Below are 22272 nucleotides of genomic sequence, written 5' to 3' on the forward strand. Positions count from 1 at the left end.
CCCACTATTTCTATTATGAAGATATTATTTTTTACAGATACACATATAAAATCTAGAAATCCTAGATCTAGAATTGACGATTACGAAGATTCTATTTATAAAAAAATTGAAGAAATAAGAGAAATATCAATAAATGAAAATGTTGACATGATACTTCACGGTGGAGATTTGTTTGATAAAGCAGATGTTGGAATAAAAACAGCATCTAAATTTGGTAAATTATTTCAAACTTTTCCGAAGAAAATTCATATAATAAGTGGGAATCATGATATATATGGTTATAATCCAAACTCTATAGATAGAGCTATGATGGGACTATACAATTCATTAGATGTATTAGAACTAGTTGAAGAAGATAATCCTATTATCATAGAAAGGGATGGTTTGAGGGTTCAAATATCTGGCCAACCATATACTCATGATATTGATTCATCTGATAAATCCCATTATTATCCGAAAAGATTGGATAATATAGACTATCATATACTAATGATACACAGTTTTTTATTGTATAAGAAATTTATTGAACAAATTGAGTATACTTTAATCGATCAAATTATGGATACTGATTGTGATATTGTGTTAAGTGGACACTATCATACTGGATTTAAGACTGTAAAGGTCAATGAAAAGTATTTCGCAAATCCAGGAAGTATCGCTAGAATGACTAATACTGAATCAGAAAGAAAAAGAAGACCTAAGGTCTTGATAATCGAACTTACAAAAGATGATATCAAAATTGAAGAAATTTTTCTAAAAAGTGCTAAAAATAGCAGTGAAATTTTTTCTAATGATAAATTAAATCCGTATTCTATTAAAAACAAAAGCCTACTGGATATAAAAGAAAGACTTTCAAAGTTATCAAGCAATCCGATTATAGACATCAATAACAACTTAAAATCCATAGGAAGAGAAATGAAAATAGATGAAGAAATTATTGATGAAGCCATAAGGAGAATAGAATAATGTATATTACCGATATATATTTAACTAATTTTCAGTCATACGAACAAGGTCATTTTGAGCTTTCAGAAAAAGTAAACTTAATTACAGGTGCTTCTGATAGTGGAAAAACTGCCTTAATTAGAGCTCTATCATGGGTCTTATTCAATGATTACACAACTGATTTATTAATCAGAAATGGATACAATAATGTTGAAGTCAAAATTGTATTTAACAATGGTAATTTTATTTTAAGAGGTAGAAAAGGTAATACTAATTATTACTACATTAAAAATAATCCTGATAATGAAGAGATAAAGAAATATGAAAATTTCGGTAGAGAAATACCATCAGAAATTCAAGATGATTTTCTTTTTAAAAAAGTTAATCTCTTGAACGAGAAATACAATATTTTAATCGCTTCACAATTAGAAAATTCATTTTTGCTGTCAGAAACAGATTCTACAAAAGCAAATGCTATCGGGAAACTAGTAAATATTGATATACTAGACAATGCATCCAGAAATGTCTCAAGAGAAATAAAAAGCACAAAAGGAGAATTAAATTTTAAAAAAAGTTTTATCAACGAAAAAGAAGAATCTCTAAATAAATATGATTATTTAAATGAAGAAAAAATAAAAATTGACAACCTAAAAGTTTTATACAATAATTTAGCCAAAAATTCTGAAAAATTAAATATATTGAAAACATTATCCATTAAACTTTCTGAATTAAATGTCAGGATTAAAAATGGTTATAAATACTTAGATAACTACAAAGGACTAGATATTTGTTCAGAAACTTTGCAGAATACAGAAGATAATATGTCTTCCTTTACAAAACTTAATCAACTATATGAGTATTCTCAGGAAATAATAAAAGGTATCGAATCTAGTAATGTAAAATTGAATAATTTAAGATATACGGATTTGATATCAGAAATTATTGATAACATCGATAAAAATCTTACTTTATTGAAGTTTTTGAAACCATTATATGATAGATTAACTTACGTAAAAAGTAGTTATACCAACTATAAAACTATATTAGAGAAATTTAAACAAGTGCCTAAATCCTATAATATCTTATTAAATACTCAAAATGATATCCAAATTTTAAATCAGTTATCTAATTTAAATGAAAATTACTATAGAATTAACCAATCAATAAGCAATAATAGTCAGGTATTAACAAGTATTAATACATCTAAAGTATCTGATTTAATAAATAGAATTGATAAATACAAAGAAAAATATATACAACTATATAAACTTAACATTTCATATCTAAAAATTAATAAAATCATTTTAGACCAATATGATAAATTAGATAAATTGAATTCTATCAATAATTTACAAATTATATTATTAAATATTAACAAAGCTTTCGAATTGTTAACCAAACTAAAAATAATAAAAAACACCTTAGATGAAAAACAAGAGATTTATCAACAGAATACTAAAGTATTAGCTGAATGTAATTTTTTAATAGATGACTTGATAAATAAATACAAAGAAAATCTTTACAAAGAAAAAATATGTCCATTTTGTCTAAGTGAAATAGATGAAGATCATGTTACTCAAATAGTAAAGGAGTTAAGAAAATAATGAATACTAATGAACGTTTTAACAACATAAAAGAAAGACTTGATAAAGCTAAAGAAGAAAAAAATAGAGCCGAAATTGCATTAGAGACTTTAGAGAAGCAAAAAGAAGATATACTTAATCAGTTGAAAGAATTAAATATAGATCCTGAAAATTTGGAATCAGAAATTACTAAACTTCAAAATCAAATCGAACAAGATTTACAAAAAGCTGAGGAGCTTCTTCCTGATGCAAAAAATTGATTTAACTCAAATTCAATCCAAAATCACTTCTATGGAAATTAAGTATCAAAGTGAATTAGCGGTAAAAAAATCAATAGAAGAAGAAATATTAGCTACAAAAAAAAGCATTGATGCCCTTGAAAAGCAAATAGAAAAACTTGAGATCATCAAAATGCTCTATGACAAGACTTCAGAATATTCAAGAGAACAAGCCAAAATTCAAATAGAAAACCTTGTAAGTAGATGTTTAAGTTATATCTTTGAAAAAGAAATGAATTTTAAAATCGAAATAAAAATCAAAAACAACAATCCTTCTGCCAAGTTTTTTATAGAAGAAAGCTTAGATATTGATGGTGAGATTAAAACTTTTACCTACGATATTGTCGATGCTAGAGGTGGTGGAGTAGTAGATATAGTTTCTTTGGCACTAAGAATTTCTTTTATCATGCTATATGAAAATAATCTTGCCAATATTATTGTACTTGATGAACCTTGTAAGCATGTTAGTGAAGACTATATACACAATGTAGCAAATTTTATCAATGAAATTAGTGAAGAATACAATAAACAAATTATAATGATTTCCCATAACGCTCACTTATCAGCTATTGGAGATATTAACTATAGAATTACAAATAGAAATAATACATCTGAAATAGATGTTATATAATTTTCTATTATATATCTAAATATTGACAATCAACGGTATTTGTACTACACTAAAAGAGTAAATTTATCCAAAAGATTTATTAAATGAATATTGAAAATTGAATAAAGGGGGTGTATTTATGAGCACCGCGACATCTTTAATAATTGCTATAATTGCTGCAATTTTAGGTATTGTAATAGGTTTCTTTTTGAGAAAAAGCATGGCCGAGAAAAAAATCAGAAGTGCTGAAGATTATGCTGTTAAAATAATTGAAGATGCAAACAAAGATGCTGAAGCTAAGAAAAAAGAACTATTAGTAGAAGCAAAAGATGAAATCTTTAAGATGAAAAGTGATTTAGATCGTGAAAACAAATCTCGATTGAAAGAAATCAGTCGTCAAGAAGATAGACTTAATTCTAAAGAAGAAAATTTAGAACGAAAAAATGCATCATTAGAGAAGAAACATAAAAAGCTAGATACAGAATTAAAGAAAGCTGACGATATGCAACAAAAAATTCAATCCATAATAGATGAAAAGGAATTAGAATTGGAAAAAGTTGCAGGATTAACAAGCGATGAAGCCAAGGACATTGTTCTTGATAGAGTTAAATCTGAAACAATACGTGAGCAAGCTGCTATTATTAAAGAAATCGAATCCAAAACTAAGGAAGAATCTGAAAAATTTGCAAGAGAAATCATTAGTACATCAATTCAAAGATATGCTGCAGATCAAGTAGCGGAATCTACTGTGTCTGTTGTTAATTTACCTAATGATGATATGAAAGGTAGAATCATTGGTCGTGAAGGTAGAAACATAAGAGCATTTGAAACTTTAACAGGTGTAGATTTAATAATTGATGATACTCCAGAAGCTGTTGTATTATCAGCTTTTGATCCTGTAAGACGTGAAATTGCAAGAATCGCTTTGGAAAAACTTATAGTTGATGGAAGAATTCATCCTACTAGAATTGAAGAAATGGTTGAAAAAGCCAAGAAAGAAGTAGATAATACTATAAGAGAAAAAGGCGAAGAAGCTTGTGATGAAACTAATGTACATGGTTTACATCCAGAATTGATTAAAATTCTAGGTAAACTACATTACAGAACAAGTTATGGACAAAATGTTCTTAAACATTCTATTGAGGTATCTAATATCGCTGGAATGCTTGCAAGTGAACTAGGAGTAAACGTGAAATTAGCTAAAAGAGGTGGATTACTTCACGATTTAGGAAAAGCAATTGACCACGAAATCGAAGGACCACACGTTGAACTAGGCGTTAACGCTGCCAAAAGATTCAAAGAACCAAAAGATGTTATCAATTGTATTGAGGCTCATCATGGCGATGTTGAACCAACATGTATTGAATCTATATTAGTTCAATCTGCTGATGCAATATCAGCAGCAAGACCTGGAGCTAGACGTGAATCTATGGAAAACTATATCCAAAGATTAGAAAATCTAGAACAAATAGCTAATTCATTTGATGGTATTGAAAGTTCTTATGCTATACAAGCTGGTAGAGAAATCAGAATTATGGTTAAACCAGAAGTTATTGATGAAAGCGCTATGGTTATATTAGCAAAAGATGTAGCTCATAAAATTGAAAGTGAATTAGAATATCCTGGACAAATTAAAGTAAATGTCATAAGAGAAAATAGGGTATCTGATTACGCAAAATAAGAATTAACTTAGAAGGTCAACAAATGTTGACCTTCTTCTAATATGAAAAACTTTAAAAGGATTTAAAAATGATTGATATGCACGTACATTCTACAGAAAGTGATGGAAGATTAAGTATTGAAGAAATTCAAAAAACTGCAAATAAAAATCATATAGATGAAATTGCAATTACTGATCATGATATTTTAATGTCTGCTGATCCAGAACTTTGTAATACTAACATCATTAAAGCTGTAGAATTTGGTATAACTTACAAAAACAAAGAAGTACATATTCTTGGATACTATGTAGATAGTTCCAATGAAAACTTACGAAAAATTTCTGAATTAGCTATAAATGATAGAGCCAATAGAATTGATATTTTTGAGAAAAATTTTGCTAAATTTGGAATCAAAATTGACAAAGAAAAAGTCCTAAATTATAGTAAGGATAAAGTTTTTTCTAGAAGTAATTTAGCTCAATATTTAGTAGATATTAATATATGCAAAAATAAAAACGAAGCGTTTAACGAATATTTATCTCCAAAAGGTAAATGTTATGTCGCAAAAAGCTTCACATCACTACAAAACATTATTGATTCTATAAAATCAGCTAATGGAGTATGTGTTTTAGCACATCCTATAACATTGAATGATGATAATATTGTAGATGAAATAATAGAAATGGGTATTGATGGAATTGAAGTAATTAATTCAAAACATTCATTTACTGATATCAAAAAATATTTAAATATAGCGATAAAAAACAAACTAATATATACAGCAGGAAGCGACTGTCATGGAAAGCAGTTTGATGGTAACTATTTAATGGGAAATTTTGCATTAAATTATACAACACTTAAATCTATAAAAAAACTACACGAATTAAGGAGCAATTATGTTATCAAATAAAATTAACAGTATAAATCCATCTTTAACACTTGAGTTGAGTGCTAAAATTAATAAATTAAAAAAAGAAGGAATAAAAGTCTATAACTTTACAGTTGGAGAACCAGACTTCAAGACTCCAAGATATATAATTGATAAAACTTTAGAGTACTTGGATAACGGAATTGTTAGATATACTGATACTAGCGGAATACCTGATTTACGAGAAGAAATAAGTTTAAAACTTAACAAATGTAATCATATAAAATGCGATAAAGATTCTATAGTTGTATCCACTGGTGCTAAACAAGCAATAGTTAATAGCTTATTTGCATTAACAAATCCTAATGATGAAGTTCTTATACCATCTCCATATTGGTTAAGTTATCCTGAAATGTGTAAATTAACAGATTGTAAGCCTGTCATTTTACCATATAATGAAAACTTCAAAGTCGATGTCGATATATTAAACCAATATAAAAACTCAAACACTAAGTGTCTTATATTAAATAATCCTTCTAATCCTACAGGAGTTATTTATTCAAAAGAAGAATTACTTAGTATTGGTAACTGGGCAGTCGAAAATAATATTTATATTATATCTGATGAAATTTACGAAAGATTATCATATGATAAAGAATTTATAAGTATAGGCTCATTATCTGATGAAATTAATGAGATAACAATAACAATTAATGGTTTTTCAAAGGCTTATGCAATGACTGGATTTAGGTTGGGTTATTCTTGTAGCTCTAAGGAGGTCTCTAAGCTCATAAAAAGACTTCAAGGACATATTACATCCAATGCTAATACATTGAGCCAAATAGCCGGTTTAACAGCGTTAAAAGACGAATCTGATGAAGTAGAACAAATGATTGGTGAATTTAAGTCCAGAAGAGACTATATAGTATCCAAACTAGATGAATTTGACATAGAATATATTTATCCAGCAGGAGCATTCTATATATTCATTAAAATAGATCAATTTTATAATAGTACAATTAATAATTCTTTAGAATTATGTAATGAATTGCTTTCCAAATATAACGTTGCATTCGTACCAGGTATTGTTTTTGGAGACGACAAATATATTAGAATGAGCTATGCAACAAGTATTGAAGACATTAAACAAGGATTAGAAAACTTAAAAAATTTTATAGTAGATCAAAAAATATAGCAAATTTTAATTGCTATATTTTTTGACAATAGAGGAGGTTTTTGATAAAATTACAATGTCACAAAATAATAATTTTGTGACATTGTATATGAAAAATTTGGAGGTACTATGAACTATGAATAGCTATCCTATGATACTTATGGACTTTTTAGACTACTTAGAAACTATTAAAGGACGTTCGTCAAATACAGTTAAAGAATATGCTTACGATATCAATTTAATGATTAAATACATTATAGCACGTAAGCAAAATATAAAATTAAAATCGTTTGATGATATTGTTCAGATTGATTCTTCTGATGTAGATTTGAATTTTTTCAAAAATATTGATGTTATTGATCTGCATTCTTTTATGGGATTTTTAGATCATAATAGATCCAATGGTTCGTCTACACGCAGTCGTAAAACTTCTAGTATTAGAACGTTTTATAAGTATCTTATCAATATTAGAAAACTTGATATAATAAACCCTGCAGAACTCTTAGATTCGCCAAAAAAAAATATAAGACAACCAGTATATCTTACTCTAGATGAATCACTAAGTTTACTTAAAGTTATACTACGTGAAAAAGATGAAGAAATAAAAGCTCGTGATTACTGTATTACAGTATTATTTTTAAACTGTGGCATGAGACTATCAGAGCTTAGTAGCATAAACATCGATCATATAAAAACAAATACATTGAGAGTTATCGGTAAAGGAAACAAAGAAAGAACTGTTTATCTAAATGCTATGTGTTTAGATGCTTTAGATAATTATCTTAAAATAAGACCAGAAATCGATAATGACGCACTATTTATCAGCAAAAAAAGAAATCGAATGAGCAATCGTGCAATACAGTACAGAATAGAACATTATTTAAAAGTTGGTGGATTTGACACTAGTATATACAGTGTTCATAAATTACGCCACACAGCAGCTACTTTAATGTATCAATATGGTGATGTCGATATAAAAGTATTACAAGAGATTTTAGGACATGAATCAGTATCAACAACACAAATTTACACACATGTAGATAATAATAGTTTAAGAAATGCAGTAAATAAGAACCCTCTTAATAGCTTGGACAACGATTTAAAAAATAATAAGTAAGAAAAACAAAAAGATCAAGACATGCGCTTGATCTTCATTACTGTTATTAGATAGTATTAGGAGTATAACAGTATCTTATTTATTTATTAAAGGTATGTTCAAATGTTCGCCTACTTTAATTGAGCTACCCTCTATAAATCTATTGTATTGTTTTATTATAGATATAAATTGTCTTGTACTCATATTATCTGGTTTGAATTTTGTAGAAATTTTCCATAATGAATCTGATGGTTCTACGATATAATACTCAGTGTTATATTCTTGATTCTGATAATTACCATAACTAAGATTAGACGTTAATACTAAAATCATAAAGCATAATGCTACAAAACAAATTGATATAAATCTAAAAAATTTGAACTTATTTGTAATTTTATATTTTTTCATATTTCCTCCCGTTCAGAAACTATTTTCTGTACATATGTTCTATGTTTTTATTCTACAACATATGTTCTTATATGTCAACAAAAGTTTTTATGTTCTATTAAAAAAGGAAACAAATGTTTCATTTCTTGAAGAAATATGATATAATCAAGAAAAGAATAGAAAAGGAGTATATTAATGTACGATGATTTAACCTCTAAGCAAATAGAAATATTAAAATTTATAAAAAGATATATAGATTACAAAGGATATCCCCCTGCTATTCGCGAAATTGGTGATAGTTTGAATATCAATTCTACATCAACTGTTCATAATAATATTTTGAAATTAGAAATGAAGGGTTATTTAAGAAGAGATCCTTTAAAAAATAGAGCTTTAGAAATTATAGATAGTGTTTATGAAGAACAAGAAAATGAAATAAAAAAAGAGACTATAGATGTTCCTATTGTTGGAAAAGTTCAAGCTGGAATGCCAATTTTGGCCATAGAAAATGTCGAAGATACATTTCCTCTTCCTATTGAATATACATCACAAGGTGTAGTATTTATTTTGAAAGTCCAAGGAGAATCTATGATTGAAGATGGAATATTAAACGGTGATAAGATAATTGTAAGAAAACAAAATACTGCAAATAATGGAGATATTGTCGTTGCATTAATGGATGAATCAGCAACTGTTAAAAGGTTTTACAGACATTCAGACCATATTGAACTAAGACCTTCTAATTCAACTATGTATCCTATTATTGTAAAAGATGTAGAAATTCTAGGAAAAGTTATTGGCCTATACAGAAATATTTATTAAATAATACCAAGAAAGCCTTCTTATTTTGCAATAGGAAGGCTTTTATTAATTTAGATTAGATTTTTATTTTTTAAATTCTTAACAACTTTCATACAAGCAAGTAATGCTTGATTATAACTCAGTGATCCTTGAAAATAAGCTACATATGGCTCTCTTAATGGACCGTCAGCTGAAATCTCTATACTAGAACCATCAATAAAGCTTCCAGATGCCATTATAACTTTATCATCATATCCTGGCATATCCCAAGGATAAGGAACTACGTGTGAATCTACAACAGATGATTCTTGAATAGATCTACAAAATTCAACAACTCTTTCTTCATTTTTTAAAATAATCGCACAAATTATATCACTTCTTTTATCTTCCACATCAGGTATTGTTTTAAATCCCAATTTTTTAAATACATGAGAAAATAATAATGCTGATTTCATAGCTTCTATTGTAATCTTGGGAGCCATAAATAACCCTTGCAGTGTGTTTCTAGTAGTGCCAAAAGTTATTCCTACTTCCTTCCCTATTCCTGGTGCTGTTAATGTATTCGCTACCCTATCGATGATGGATTTTTTACCAGCAATATATCCACCAGAAAGCGCTATTCCACCACCTGGATTTTTTATCAAAGATCCAGCAATAACATCACATCCAACCTCAATAGGTTCTTTGTATTCAGTGAACTCTCCGTAACAGTTGTCAACCATGATGATAATTTCAGGAAACTTATCTTTGATAAATTTAGCTGCTTTTTCAATTTGTTCAATATTTATAGCATTTCTCAAGCTATATCCTGTTGACCTTTGAATAGCAATCATTTTTACTGAAGAGTCTATTTTAGATTCTACAGATTCTAAATCTATATTATTATCGACCAAATCAACATAGTCAAAGTCAATACCATACTCTTTTAAATTACATGGTGAATTACCTTCAATGCCTATCACTTCTTGTAATGTATCGTAAGGCAAACCCGTAATATATAATAACTTATCTCCAGGTAATAATACGCCCTTCATCAATAAGCTTAAAGCGTGGGTTCCAGAAGCAATTGAAGGTCTAACAAGACAGTCTTCTGCCTTAAAAATATCCCTAAAAATCGCTTCACATTTATCTCTTCCAACGTCTCCATATCCGTATCCAGTTGTTGATGCAAAATCTGTAGCTTGTAACTTATTATCTTGGAAAGCTTTCAAAACCTTAAGTTGATTAACAAACTCCAAATTCTCCAATTCTTTAAATTTATCTGATAGTTGATTATTACTTTTTATTACTGTATCGTAGCTATAATTATCTACATCATACCATTCTTTTATTTTATCTTTTATCATATAACCATTCTTTCACATTTTCCAAACAAATTTGTTCAATATCTTCAAATTTTTTAAAATCTTTCAAATTCATCCAATGAATTCTTTCATCTTGTCTGAACCAAGTTAATTGTCTCTTGGCATATTTTCTGCTATTTTTTTTCATTAAACTAACCATATCTTTAAAAGAGATCTCATTATTCAAATACATAAAAGCTTCTCTGTAACCTATAGCTTGTATTGATTGGGAATTTTCATCTGTCATTTCATAAATGTACTTACATTCGGCCATAAAGCCTTCATCGATCATCTCATCCACTCTTTGATTAATCCTTTCATAAAGGATATGTCTGTCATCATTTAACCCAATTATATAAAAATCATAATCATCATTATAGTGATCAAATTTATCGTTTATTTCACTAAACTTATGTCCAGTAAGCTTATACACTTCAATTGCTCTAATAACACGTCTCACATTATTCATATGAATTTTACTTGCCGACTCAGGGTCTATATCTTCTAAGATTTCGTGAAGTTTTTGATTACCTTGTGATTCTGCAATATTTTCCAATTCATATCTTAATTTTTCATCAGACTTAACAGTGTTAAACTCTAATTTATGTGTTATAGAATTGATATATAATCCTGTTCCTCCAACAATAATTGGAATTTTGTTTTTAGCTGAAATGTCTTCAATTTTTTCTATGCAAAGACTTTGAAATTCCTCTACATTAAAATTCTCATCTGGTTTAACTATATCTATCAAATGATGTTTTATTTCTTTCTGATATTTTGGTTCGACTTTTGCAGTACCAATATCCATATACTTATAGATTTGCATAGAATCTGCAGAAATAATCTGACTGTTTAATCTTTTTGCTAAAAAAATACTTAACCTAGTCTTCCCTACTCCAGTAGGTCCGACGATTACAATACATTTTTTTTTCATTTTATCCTCATAAACATTTTTTCTAAATCTTTTTCATTCATTTCAATAAAAGTTGGCCTTCCATGAGGACAAGTTAATGGATATTCACATTTAAATAAATCTTCTAAAAGTTTAATTATTTCAAAGTTACTTAATGTATCGCCTGATTTTACGCTCATTTTACAAGATCTCTTTATTACTTTAGACTCTATTACATCAAAAGGATCATTTGAATTCTTAGCAATAGTATCCAAAATATCAGTAAATAAAAACTCAGCATTTGAATTTCCAAATAAATAAGGAACAGCACGAATAACAACGGAATCATCTGAAAAAACATCACTTTCATACCCCAATTCTTCAAATATATTCTTGTTATTTGCATATATTTCCATTAATTCATCAGTTAAAGATATATTAATTGGAAAAGCTAAATTTTGAGATACTACTTCTTTATCTTGCATTTGTTTTGTTAATTTTTCATAATTAATTCTCTCATGACATGCGTGTTGGTCAAATAAATATATTTTACTGTCAAACTCATCCTTAGCTAAAATATACGTTTTAAACAAAACTGTTAATATATCAAATTTTTCATATTTTTTTAAAGAAGATTCGACTTTAATTTGTTCACTATCGTTATTAAATAAATTATTTTGATTTACTATCTTGTTACCATCAAAAAATTCTTCGGTAGTTTTTGGATTTCTTATAATATCTTCTGGCTCATCTTTATATTTTATATTTCTCAAATTACTTAATTTTGAATTATCATTGAAAAGATTATAAGAATAAGTAGGTTCTGACACCTTATCGTTCTTATAGTTTGTTGTGCTAAAATCAGATTCAAAATAATTTTTTCTTAAATCTTTGTACTTGTCATCATCAGGAATTGACTGGCTAATATTTGCAATTCGTGAATTATTTTCTAATAAAAATCTAACTTTTTTATTAAGTTCTTCCAATATTTCATCTAAAATAGAAATTTTAACTTTTTGTTTATTTGGATGAACATTAACATCTACAAGCTTTGGATTTATTTCAAAAAACAACCAAAATAATGGAAATCTTCCATTAGGTATTACAGATTTATAATTAGATTCTACGGTATTTCTTATGTCTTCAGATTTAACAAATCTTCCATTTAGAAATATATATTGCATTTGTCGATTAGCTCTATACAAATTATTATTTGAAATATAGCCATGGATTTTGTAATCTCGTGAATTTATATCTATATCAATTAAATTATTTGACATCGAAGTTCCAAATAAGTTAATAATATTCTCCCTAATTGAAGAAATCTTTTTAGTCTCAAACAGAGTTTTGTTATCCTTAATGTATTTAATTGAAACATCTGTGTTGCAAATAGCAAATTTGTACATTGTAGTTGTTATGAGATTTGCTTCTGTCTGGTCTGACTTCATAAATTTTTTTCTTACAGGTACATTGTAAAATAAATCCTTGATTATTATCTTAGTTCCTACATTCATTGCAACATCAGATTCACTAATAACCTTTGAATTTCTAAACTCAACTTTCTTCCCTATTTTTTCTGATTTTGTTCTCGTACTGACAGAAAGTTTACTCACAGCAAGAATACTAGCTAACGCTTCTCCTCTAAAACCTAATGTCCTTATATCATACAAATCATCAAATTTTTCAAGCTTACTAGTTGAATGTCTTTTAAACGCTAATTCTATTTCATTTTTTTCAATTCCAGAACCATTATCGCTAACAGATATAAAATCTTTCCCACCATTTTTAATTTCTACAACAATAGTATCACTTCCAGCATCTATAGAGTTTTCAACTAACTCTTTTATAACTGAAACAGGTCTTTCAATAACTTCACCTGCTGCGATTTTTTGAATTGTATCTTCTGACAATAACTTAATCATCTTTATCACCTAATTTCGAAGCCCTTATAACAAGCTCATTCAACAGTTGTAGGGACTGAAGAGGAGTAATCTCATTTATATTAATATTTTTAATTTCATCCTTGAAATTTTCCAATTCATTAATATTTTTTTCATCGTCATCATCGTTATTAACTGTAAAATCTGCAATTGGTAAATCAATTTTAGTATCTTCCTTGTCAATTTCTTTTAAAATTGATTTTGCACGTTTTATAAGAGTCTTTGGCATTCCAGCTAACTCAGCTACTTCAATACCATAGCTTTTATCAGTCGAACCTCTAGTAATTTTTCTTAAAAATATAATAGAGTCATTAGTTTCTTTTATATCGACTTTCATATTAATGAGATTATCCAACTTTTTTTCTAATTCTGTAAGTTCATGATAATGAGTTGCAAACAAAGTTTTTGCTTTTATATTCTTTGAAATATATTCAACGATAGCCCACGCAAGACTTAGTCCATCAAATGTCGATGTACCTCGACCTATTTCATCTAGAACTAACAAACTATTTGAAGTAGCATACTTGATAATATTGCTCATTTCTTTCATTTCTACCATGAAAGTAGATTCACCTTTAAATAAATTATCACTTGATCCAATTCTTGTGAAAATCTTGTCCACAATCGAAATATTTGCCTTGGTAGCAGGTACGAATGAACCTATTTGATTCAATATACAAATCAAGGCAACTTGTCTTAGGTACGTAGATTTACCACTCATATTAGGGCCAGTAATTAACTGTATATCATTTTTCCCAGATCCTATTAGAATATCATTAGTTATGAACTCAGATTGGCCCACACTCAACTCCACTATAGGATGTCTGGATTCTAATACATCAATTAATCCATAAGTATTGATATCAGGCTTAATATAATTATTCAAGTAAGCACATTTAGCAAGTGAATTTGATACATCAATGATTGCAATCAAATCAGCTGATTTTTTTATTCTAGATAAATTTTTTAGAATTATTTTTCTAATGTCCTCAAATATTTTATACTCAAGTTCAAAAATCTCATCCTCAGAATCTAATATTTTTGATTCTATATCTTCTAATTGTTTAGTCTTAAATCTTGATGAATTAGTTAATGTTTGTCTTTTTTCATAATCATCTCCAACTTTATTTAAGTTAGATTTGGTTACATCTATGAAGTAACCAAGTTTTTTATTAAATACAATTTTTAAGTTTTTAATTCCTAATCTATCTTTTTCAGACATTTCGTATTCTACTAATTCATTTTTCCCATTCACTCTGTTATATCTCAACTGATCCAACTCAGTAGAAAAATTAGATTTTATTAAGTTTCCTTCTGTCAAAGTTATTGGAGGATCATCAACTATTGATTTATCAATCAAATCGTATATGTCACGTAAATCATCTAATTTTTCTCCTAATAATTGCATGTTTTTCTTATTGCAATTTAAAAGATTTTTTAAATAAGGAATCTTTTCAATTGAAACCTTTAGAGCAATTAAATCCTTGGCATTGGCACTTTTATATGATAATTTAGCTATCAGCCTATCCAAATCGTATATACCATCAAGACAATCTTCTAAATTAACTAATAACTCATAATCTTCAAAAATTTCTTCAACCCTACTTTGTCTAGTTAGAATTTCTTCTTTATCCATCAATGGTCTTTCTAGATAGCTATGCAATAGTCTAGATCCCATAGAAGTTTTTGTATGATTCAATACTCCGAACAAACTACCATTTTTAGAATTTGTATATAAGTTTTTTTGAATTTCTAGATTAATAACGCTATTAGAATCAATCTCCATAAACTCATTAATATAATATTTACTAGAGCTATTGATATGAACTAAATCCTCTTGATATCTGAATACATATTTTAATAAATTCGCAACACAAATATTAGTTGTTTCACTGTTGCTATTATCGTATTTTATCTTGCTATTAATGAAATCTAAAGCATTAGTGCTATTATTAACAGTTGTTAATACAATAGAAAACTTAGTTGCTATTGTTTCTAATGATTTAACAGAAAACTCATGATCATTAAATATTATTTCTTTTGGAGTAATTTTTGAAATCTCATTTTCGATTATTTTATAAATATCATCAGATGTAGTATTAGTATATGAAACATCACCTGTTGAGATGTCTATATACGAAATAGCTACTTCATTTGATTTTTTTGAAATACTCATCAAATAATTAAAATTTCCAGTATCAGAATTTTCATTTTCTATAACTGTGGCAGGGGTATAGATTTTAATAATTCCTCTTTTCACTAAACCTTTAACCAATTTGGGATCTTCAAGTTGTTCACATATAGCAACCTTATATCCTTTTGATACCAATTTATTTATATATACATCACTCACATGGTAAGGAATACCACACATTGGACATTTTTGGTTTTCTCCACAGTCTCTTTGTGTCAAAACAATTTCAAGTTCTTTGGAAGCTAGTAATGCATCTTCAAAGAACATTTCGTAGAAATCTCCTAATCTAAAAAATAATATACAATCTTTGTTCTGTTCTTTTATTTCTTTGTATTGTTTAATCATAGGAGTATAACCCATATTAATCCACCATTTCCCCTGTTAATGCAAAAGAATTAAAATCTACAATTTTTGTATTTACTAATTTCCCTATATAAGATTTATCACATTTAACATTTACTAATTTAAATGTCCTAGTTCTTCCTGTCATTACTTCAGGATTATTCTTACTTTCCCCTTCAATTAATACTTCTTGTATAGTACCAAGGTATGATTTGTTCTTTTCGTAAAAAATAGGATAAGCAACATCCAAAAGTCTTTCTAATCTATCTTGCTTTACATCTTCATCAACTTGATCTTCGAATAAATCAGCTTTTGTTCCTGGTCTTCTGTTGTATTTAAATGTAAAAGCTTGTTCGTATCCAACTTTTCTAACCACATCTAAAGTGTCTTGAAAATCCTCTTCTGTTTCTCCTGGAAAGCCTACTATAATATCAGTTGAAAAAGTAATTCCTTTTACGCTTTTCTTTAATTTTTCTACCTTCTCTAAGTAAGATTCCTTAGTATATCTCCTATGCATTCTTTCTAAAACCGAATTTGACCCAGCTTGAAAAGGTAGATGAATGTTTTCGCAAACTTTATCTAATTTACCCATAGCATCGATTAGTTCATCGGAAATATCTTTAGGATGACTTGTCAAAAATCTTAATCTTTCAAGTCCTTCAACGTCATTAACCTTAGTTAATAATTCCGTAAACGTAACTGGTTTTTCAAGAGTTTTTCCGTAAGAATTTACATTTTGCCCTAGTAAAGTTATATCTTTATAGCCTTGATCTACCATTCTTTTCACTTCAGATAAAATACTTTCAACAGATCTACTTTGTTCTCTTCCCCTTGCATAAGGAACTATACAATAAGTGCAAAAATTATTGCATCCTGTCATTATATTTACATATCCAACATATTCATTGTCCCTTTTGATAGCAATATCTTCGTCAATATCATCTTTTCTTTCAATATCTACAACTAATTTTCCGCTGCTTAGGTGTCTGTCTATAAGATATGGTAATGAATTTATGTTATTTACACCAAATACTATATCAACTTGAGGATATTTTTCTCTAATTATATCTCTTGCTGGGCCAGTTTGCATCATACATCCACAAACTGCAATAAGCATATCTGGATTTTCTCTTTTTAAGTTTTTCAATGCTCCAAGTTGACCGTATACTTTCATTTCTGCATTTTCTCTTACTAAACAAGTATTAAAAATAATAAAGTCTGCATCTAATTTTTCATCAGATTGTTCAAATCCCATGTTTTGTAGTAATGTTTTGATTTTTTCGGAATCATGTTCGTTCATTTGACAACCATGAGTAATTATCGAATAAGTCGGAGCATGTCCGTGTCTATTTATAAATAAATTAACATAAGAATTTGAAGCTAATTTATTATTGTTTTCTTCCATTTAAATCTCCTTTATAAAATATAAGCCATCGATATTCGATAGCTTATAAATAATTTTTATATTTTAATTAATGTAATTGTTATATTATCATCGGATTTATTAATTACATTTTCTGATAATGTATTGCATTTTTCTTTTACGGTTAAGTTTGATTTCAAAATATATTCAATACTACTATTATCAATGAATTTGTAAAAACCATCGGTAGCCATGAGTATCTGATCATCAGAGTTTAATTCCTTAATTATATAATCAGGTTTATCCATACTCAAAAAGCCAAGTCCTCTTGTTATAGCATTTTTAAGATTTTCATTATTTTTTACAACATGGTCTTTTGATATTTGATAAAAACCATATTCATTTTGCAAATAAGCTCTGCTATCTCCAACATTGAATAAATACATTGTATTTTCTTTAATAATAGTAGCTAAGAATGTTGTTCCTATATTATTTAGGCAATTATTCGATTTTGAGAAATCCAAAATTTTATAACCTGCATGATGAATTGATCCATAAATTAGATCTTTCATGGTAAGTTTTTCATCGTAATGATTTTTAAAACAGATCAAAAACTCTTCAACAGCAATTTCAGAAGCTTTTTCCCCGTATTTGCATCCTCCCATACCATCTGCTATTAAAAAAATTTGGGAATCTTTGAAAGTTTCATTTTTATAGTAGTCTTCATTTTTTTCTCTGATATCACCCTTATATGAAATCGAAAAATACTCCATATTATTCCCCACTGTTATTATCGTTTTTTCTAGTATTTTCATTATCAAATTCTTGATTATTATTTGAATTAGAATGATTATTATTTATACTAGAGTTATCAGTTTCATCTTCATTAGGTCTTTCATTTTCTTCAGGTGGAGTGTATTCATCTTCAATAGTTTCTGTTTTTCTTATTTTACCAGAACTTACAGTTATAGTTATGAAATCTCCATTTTGAATTTTTCTTCCAGCATCAATACTTTGGGCAATTACTACACCTTCATCATATACTGAGCTTTTTTTGTATCTAACTTTCTTAACATTTACACCTAGATTAGATAGCTCTTTTTTAGCTTTTTTCAAATTTAAACCAATTAAGTTAATCATTGTGTCTTCTTTTTCTAATCCAAGTTCTACCTTAATTTTTTTCTTAAATAAAAGCTTATCGCCAACTTTTGGACTCTGACCAATAACTACATATTTATTAAAATCTGACTTATCCACGCTAACTGATTTGTCCACAACTAATTCAATGTCATTCGCTGTAGCTTGATCAACAGCAAGTCTTAGGTTTTTCCCAACATAGTCAGGTGCTTTTGGCCTCAAATTATAGTAAAAAATTATTGCTGCAGCAGCAAAAAAAGCTAATAATACAGATGTAAAATACACTAAAAAAGATTTAAGGTAATTATGAGATTTCTTTTTGTTCTTAATTTCTTCTTCAAATAAATTTTCATCTATTTTATAGGACATATTTTTCTCATGCTCATTTTTTAAATCTAATTTAATTGTATTATCTATAGAGTCATTATTTGAACCTGTCATTTTATAATTATTAATTTCATTTAAATCTTTCATAATACCTTGTGTATCATCATATGAGTTATTTCTTAAATTTTGATAAAAACTATTAAAAATACTATTTTCAATATCTATATTATAATTTTCTAAAATTTCTAATAATAGGTTAATATTATGATTTAGCTGAGCTTCACTATTACCAAAGTTTTCACCATCAAAGTTTTTGAAAATATCAATCTTAAGATTATTATTTTCATCTACTAACATATTATAAATTCGTAAATTTCCAAAAAATATTCCATTATTTTCAGAATAAATTAATGAAAGTAAAATTTTTCTCAAAATATCTAATAAAAAAGATTCTGAAACATCCTTTCTTTTGAACAAATTATCCAATGATATTCCGTCAAAAAACTCATAAGTTAAAAAACACTTATCATCCGAACTAATCATTAAATCATACATTTCCAGAATATTAGGATGATGTAAGTTTGATAAAGATTTTAAATTATTTGCTAATGAATCAAAATATTTTTTGTCGTTATACTCCTTGAAACTAAGGTATCTATTTAATTTTTTATCATAAGCTTTAAATGTCGTAGAAAATTTGTCTTCATTTATTTTTCTTTGAATTTCGTATCTACTATTTTCCACATTTACCTCCAGTATTCTCTTAATATTTTATCATAATTCAATAGCTAAAACAAAAAAGCTCTCAAAAAATGAGAACTTAAATTTTACTGTTATTTATCAATATATGAAATTATTTCATTAGAAGTTTCGTCAATTGTTTTATCTGTAACATTAATTATTTTACAGCCTATCTTGTTCATAATTTCTTTTGCATAATCAAGCTCTTTTTCTATCCTTGAATCATCTGAGTAGCATAGCTGCAAACCAATTTTAGCCATTCGATTTTCCCTGATATTATTAAGTTTATCAGAATCAATAATCAAGCCAATAATTTTTTTCTTATCAACTTTGAATAATTCAGATGGGACCTCTACTTCTGGTAAAATTGGAATATTACATACTTTATAATTTTTGAATGCTAAATTTAAACTCAATGGCGTTTTTGAAGTTCTTGAAACTCCTATTAATATAATATCAGCTTTTAAAATACCAAACTTATCCTTACAATCATCGTATTTTACTGCAAATTCTAAAGCTTCCATCTTTTCAAGATATTCTTTGTCAACTTTTCTATTTAATCCAATATCGAATTTAGGTTGTTGCTTAAAAAACTTACTTGAAACTAAGATAGGATATGATAGAACATCTACTAAATAAATCGATTCATTCATTTCTGTTTTCTCAATCAAATAATTCAGCAAATCACGATCTACGATTGTTGAAAATATTAGGATTTCTTCATTAATTTCGTTTAATATTTCATCAATCTGTTCTCTTCTAATAATTTTTGAGAATTTTTTTACTCTAACATTTTTAATATCAAAATGAACTTTAACAGCATCCAAAACTTGATTCGCTGTTTCACCCGTGGAATCAGAAATAACTACCATGGTTTTATTCATAACATTCTCCTTAATTTATTTTCTTAAATACACCTTTGAAAATTAATTTATAGTAAGGTAAGTCTTCATCAGAACAGTTTGCTAATTTTTCTAATAAATTGCACAAATTATTGTTATCTAATTCCATCGGAGTATACTTGCACTCACTAGAGTTTATCTCCAACATCTTTAGAATTTGAATCATTAACTTGCCATTGTTTTTTGTGTTTATGTCATGAAGATTAGTCAATAAACGATTTAACTTAAAAATATTTAAATTGTTATAATTTATCACATCAACTTCATCAAAATCATACCCTAATTTTATACACTCATCTCTGTAAACATCAAGAATAATTTCTTTTATACTTTTTTCAAAATACTCATAATCTACTATTCCCTTGTCTTGGAGAAATACATATAAGATTTTAGTAATAAAATCACTTAAATTAAAATCTAATTCTGATCTAAGTATTATTGAAATCACAGATGTTATAGTTTTTCTTAACTTATAATTATATTTAAAATTATCATCACTACTAGATATTATGTAAGACATAACATATTCCATTTTATCAGAAATTGCAACAATTCTAGCAGCAGTTGAATTTGGAATGTTTTCAGATAAAAATCTCGGTTTAATGTGTTCATATACTCCGTCATAAACAATTGTATCTTCGCCATCAGACTTAGCATATAGTTTTCCAATTAAGCCGTGTAAATAAGGACATTTTTGTACAATTTCAGTTGCTTTATCCGCTTTACATAGAAATGCTATTCTTTTGACAGAATCAATAGTTTCGTTACTAACTGTTAGCATTTTACATAATTCAACTGATATCTTTATTAGTCTTTGAGTTTTGTCATAAAAGTTACCATAATTATTGATATAATTGACTGTTTTCAAATCCTCAACAAAGTCTTCAAGTTTTCTATCTGATTTTTGGTTTATCAAATTATTTATTTCTTCTAATTTGTCATTAATTTCTTTAATCAAAATATGAGAATCTTCAGAACTCTTGTTTTTAGCGTAAACAAAAAAGTTTGAACTATTACCGTTATCAAATTCCATTGGTAATACCGTAAAATTCTCCATCAAAACTGTATAAAGTATTGATTTATCGATACACAAATATTTTTCGTCAAATGATCCTTCAACGCTTACAGGATAATCAAATTTATTTGCGTATTCGTTGAGTATGCTTTTGTTATTAATAATTGAACAACCATTTGCTCTAGCAAGTTTATTAGCGCTTTTTTCAAATGATTGTAATCTTTCTTCTTTTTTTAATATTATTTGATTTTTTCGTAACTCTGAAGAAAAATTGTTAAAAGTAGAAGAATTAACTAAGTTGTCATCTTTATCTTCTTTTAAGCCTTTGAATTCTATTGTTTTATTTTCTTTTTCATTAAAAATTTTAATGTACAAGATAGACTCTCTAAATGATAAACTTTCAGAATCATATTTGTATTTGAAATTTATCGAATCAATAGCTTTATTTATTACATTTTCGTAATTTTCTAGTGTATATCCTGGATTTTCTATATTAGTAATGTAAATAAAAAAATGATCTTTTATTGTATCCAAATCTATATTTGAATATACTAATTGCAGTTTTTTTAATTCTTTTCTTATTTTTTCGTCAAGTGATCTATTTATAAATCCTATAAAATTCTCGGGAATATTATTAGTCACTATATCTATTAATAAGTTATACATTATTTCT

19 protein-coding genes are annotated in these 22272 nt (G+C 27.3%); 9 read left to right on the forward strand and 10 right to left on the reverse strand.

Annotated elements, in window-relative coordinates; all coding sequences use genetic code 11:
• Window positions 1-15: 15 nt before the first annotated feature.
• The 8 genes from GKF99_RS02905 (at window position 16) to GKF99_RS02940 (ending at window position 8236) form a co-directional block, all read left to right on the forward strand.
• On the forward strand, window positions 16-966 hold the full coding sequence (locus tag GKF99_RS02905; RefSeq protein WP_094207184.1) for a metallophosphoesterase: 951 nt from the start codon (window positions 16-18) through the stop codon (window positions 964-966).
• Window positions 966-2549 (forward strand): AAA family ATPase, encoded by a 1584-nt coding sequence (locus GKF99_RS02910; RefSeq protein WP_154272629.1) that lies wholly within the window; start codon window positions 966-968, stop codon window positions 2547-2549. The genes GKF99_RS02905 and GKF99_RS02910 overlap by 1 nt, the downstream gene beginning before the upstream one ends.
• Complete coding sequence (locus tag GKF99_RS02915) at window positions 2549-2788, forward strand: hypothetical protein (protein WP_094205671.1); 240 nt, start codon at window positions 2549-2551, stop codon at window positions 2786-2788. Before GKF99_RS02910 ends, GKF99_RS02915 begins: the two co-directional genes overlap by 1 nt.
• The gene (locus GKF99_RS02920; protein ID WP_094203642.1) at window positions 2775-3437 is read left to right on the forward strand and encodes a chromosome partitioning protein ParA; all 663 of its coding nucleotides are present in this window, start codon (window positions 2775-2777) and stop codon (window positions 3435-3437) included. Before GKF99_RS02915 ends, GKF99_RS02920 begins: the two co-directional genes overlap by 14 nt.
• Before the next feature lie 118 nt (window positions 3438-3555).
• Complete coding sequence (gene rny, locus GKF99_RS02925; protein WP_094205670.1) at window positions 3556-5097, forward strand: ribonuclease Y; 1542 nt, start codon at window positions 3556-3558, stop codon at window positions 5095-5097.
• Between the two features lie 68 nt (window positions 5098-5165).
• Window positions 5166-5987, forward strand: a complete 822-nt coding sequence (locus GKF99_RS02930) for a PHP domain-containing protein (protein ID WP_094205669.1) — start codon at window positions 5166-5168, stop codon at window positions 5985-5987.
• On the forward strand, window positions 5974-7140 hold the full coding sequence (locus GKF99_RS02935; protein WP_148131170.1) for a pyridoxal phosphate-dependent aminotransferase: 1167 nt from the start codon (window positions 5974-5976) through the stop codon (window positions 7138-7140). Before GKF99_RS02930 ends, GKF99_RS02935 begins: the two co-directional genes overlap by 14 nt.
• Window positions 7141-7255: 115 nt before the next feature.
• On the forward strand, window positions 7256-8236 hold the full coding sequence (locus GKF99_RS02940) for a tyrosine recombinase XerC (protein WP_094205668.1): 981 nt from the start codon (window positions 7256-7258) through the stop codon (window positions 8234-8236).
• A 75-nt stretch (window positions 8237-8311) separates the two neighbouring features.
• Here the strand turns inward: GKF99_RS02940 and GKF99_RS02945 are convergent, their stop codons facing one another.
• Window positions 8312-8623 (reverse strand): LysM domain-containing protein, encoded by a 312-nt coding sequence (locus GKF99_RS02945; RefSeq protein WP_094205667.1) that lies wholly within the window; start codon window positions 8621-8623, stop codon window positions 8312-8314.
• A 174-nt stretch (window positions 8624-8797) separates the two neighbouring features.
• On the opposite strand from GKF99_RS02945, the gene lexA reads away from it, so the two are divergent.
• Entirely contained in the window at window positions 8798-9424 is a 627-nt protein-coding gene (gene lexA / locus GKF99_RS02950) for a transcriptional repressor LexA (RefSeq protein WP_094205666.1), read from the forward strand.
• 50 nt (window positions 9425-9474) lie between these two features.
• On the opposite strand, the gene GKF99_RS02955 is transcribed toward lexA, so the two are convergent.
• The 9 genes from GKF99_RS02955 to GKF99_RS02995 all read right to left on the reverse strand — a co-directional run bounded on the left by GKF99_RS02955 (window position 9475) and on the right by GKF99_RS02995 (window position 22265).
• Window positions 9475-10749: a methionine gamma-lyase family protein gene (locus GKF99_RS02955; RefSeq protein ID WP_154254200.1), complete on the reverse strand. Its 1275-nt coding sequence runs from the start codon at window positions 10747-10749 to the stop codon at window positions 9475-9477.
• Window positions 10736-11680 (reverse strand): tRNA (adenosine(37)-N6)-dimethylallyltransferase MiaA, encoded by a 945-nt coding sequence (gene miaA / locus GKF99_RS02960; protein ID WP_154254199.1) that lies wholly within the window; start codon window positions 11678-11680, stop codon window positions 10736-10738. Before miaA ends, GKF99_RS02955 begins: the two co-directional genes overlap by 14 nt.
• Window positions 11677-13560: a DNA mismatch repair endonuclease MutL gene (gene mutL / locus GKF99_RS02965; RefSeq protein ID WP_154271121.1), complete on the reverse strand. Its 1884-nt coding sequence runs from the start codon at window positions 13558-13560 to the stop codon at window positions 11677-11679. The genes miaA and mutL overlap by 4 nt, the downstream gene beginning before the upstream one ends.
• Entirely contained in the window at window positions 13553-16132 is a 2580-nt protein-coding gene (gene mutS / locus GKF99_RS02970; protein ID WP_154272630.1) for a DNA mismatch repair protein MutS, read from the reverse strand. The genes mutL and mutS overlap by 8 nt, the downstream gene beginning before the upstream one ends.
• A 1-nt stretch (window position 16133) precedes the next feature.
• On the reverse strand, window positions 16134-17519 hold the full coding sequence (gene miaB, locus GKF99_RS02975) for a tRNA (N6-isopentenyl adenosine(37)-C2)-methylthiotransferase MiaB (RefSeq protein WP_154271123.1): 1386 nt from the start codon (window positions 17517-17519) through the stop codon (window positions 16134-16136).
• A 56-nt stretch (window positions 17520-17575) separates the two neighbouring features.
• Window positions 17576-18250, reverse strand: coding sequence for a protein phosphatase 2C domain-containing protein (locus GKF99_RS02980; protein WP_154271124.1), 675 nt, complete (start codon window positions 18248-18250; stop codon window positions 17576-17578).
• 1 nt (window position 18251) lies between these two features.
• Window positions 18252-19685, reverse strand: a complete 1434-nt coding sequence (locus tag GKF99_RS02985) for a PASTA domain-containing protein (protein ID WP_156849956.1) — start codon at window positions 19683-19685, stop codon at window positions 18252-18254.
• 89 nt (window positions 19686-19774) lie between these two features.
• A complete protein-coding gene (locus tag GKF99_RS02990; protein ID WP_154271126.1) occupies window positions 19775-20566 on the reverse strand; it encodes a pyruvate, water dikinase regulatory protein in 792 nt (263 codons plus the stop codon).
• Window positions 20567-20576: 10 nt separating this feature from the next.
• Complete coding sequence (locus tag GKF99_RS02995) at window positions 20577-22265, reverse strand: glycine--tRNA ligase subunit beta (RefSeq protein ID WP_154271127.1); 1689 nt, start codon at window positions 22263-22265, stop codon at window positions 20577-20579.
• Between the last annotated feature and the right edge of the window lie 7 nt (window positions 22266-22272).

The sequence above is a fragment of the Finegoldia sp. BIOML-A2 genome (assembly GCF_009678315.1).
Taxonomy (GTDB): domain Bacteria; phylum Bacillota; class Clostridia; order Tissierellales; family Peptoniphilaceae; genus Finegoldia; species Finegoldia magna.

Coding starts and splice junctions, on each gene's coding strand:
- GKF99_RS02905 (WP_094207184.1), top strand. CDS start 16: ATGAAGATATTATTTTTTACAGATACACATATAAAATCTAGAAATCCT.
- GKF99_RS02910 (WP_154272629.1), top strand. CDS start 966: ATGTATATTACCGATATATATTTAACTAATTTTCAGTCATACGAACAA.
- GKF99_RS02915 (WP_094205671.1), top strand. CDS start 2,549: ATGAATACTAATGAACGTTTTAACAACATAAAAGAAAGACTTGATAAA.
- GKF99_RS02920 (WP_094203642.1), top strand. CDS start 2,775: ATGCAAAAAATTGATTTAACTCAAATTCAATCCAAAATCACTTCTATG.
- rny (WP_094205670.1), top strand. CDS start 3,556: ATGAGCACCGCGACATCTTTAATAATTGCTATAATTGCTGCAATTTTA.
- GKF99_RS02930 (WP_094205669.1), top strand. CDS start 5,166: ATGATTGATATGCACGTACATTCTACAGAAAGTGATGGAAGATTAAGT.
- GKF99_RS02935 (WP_148131170.1), top strand. CDS start 5,974: ATGTTATCAAATAAAATTAACAGTATAAATCCATCTTTAACACTTGAG.
- GKF99_RS02940 (WP_094205668.1), top strand. CDS start 7,256: ATGAATAGCTATCCTATGATACTTATGGACTTTTTAGACTACTTAGAA.
- GKF99_RS02945 (WP_094205667.1), bottom strand. CDS start 8,623: ATGAAAAAATATAAAATTACAAATAAGTTCAAATTTTTTAGATTTATA.
- lexA (WP_094205666.1), top strand. CDS start 8,798: ATGTACGATGATTTAACCTCTAAGCAAATAGAAATATTAAAATTTATA.
- GKF99_RS02955 (WP_154254200.1), bottom strand. CDS start 10,749: ATGATAAAAGATAAAATAAAAGAATGGTATGATGTAGATAATTATAGC.
- miaA (WP_154254199.1), bottom strand. CDS start 11,680: ATGAAAAAAAAATGTATTGTAATCGTCGGACCTACTGGAGTAGGGAAG.
- mutL (WP_154271121.1), bottom strand. CDS start 13,560: ATGATTAAGTTATTGTCAGAAGATACAATTCAAAAAATCGCAGCAGGT.
- mutS (WP_154272630.1), bottom strand. CDS start 16,132: ATGGGTTATACTCCTATGATTAAACAATACAAAGAAATAAAAGAACAG.
- miaB (WP_154271123.1), bottom strand. CDS start 17,519: ATGGAAGAAAACAATAATAAATTAGCTTCAAATTCTTATGTTAATTTA.
- GKF99_RS02980 (WP_154271124.1), bottom strand. CDS start 18,250: ATGGAGTATTTTTCGATTTCATATAAGGGTGATATCAGAGAAAAAAAT.
- GKF99_RS02990 (WP_154271126.1), bottom strand. CDS start 20,566: ATGAATAAAACCATGGTAGTTATTTCTGATTCCACGGGTGAAACAGCG.
- GKF99_RS02995 (WP_154271127.1), bottom strand. CDS start 22,265: ATGTATAACTTATTAATAGATATAGTGACTAATAATATTCCCGAGAAT.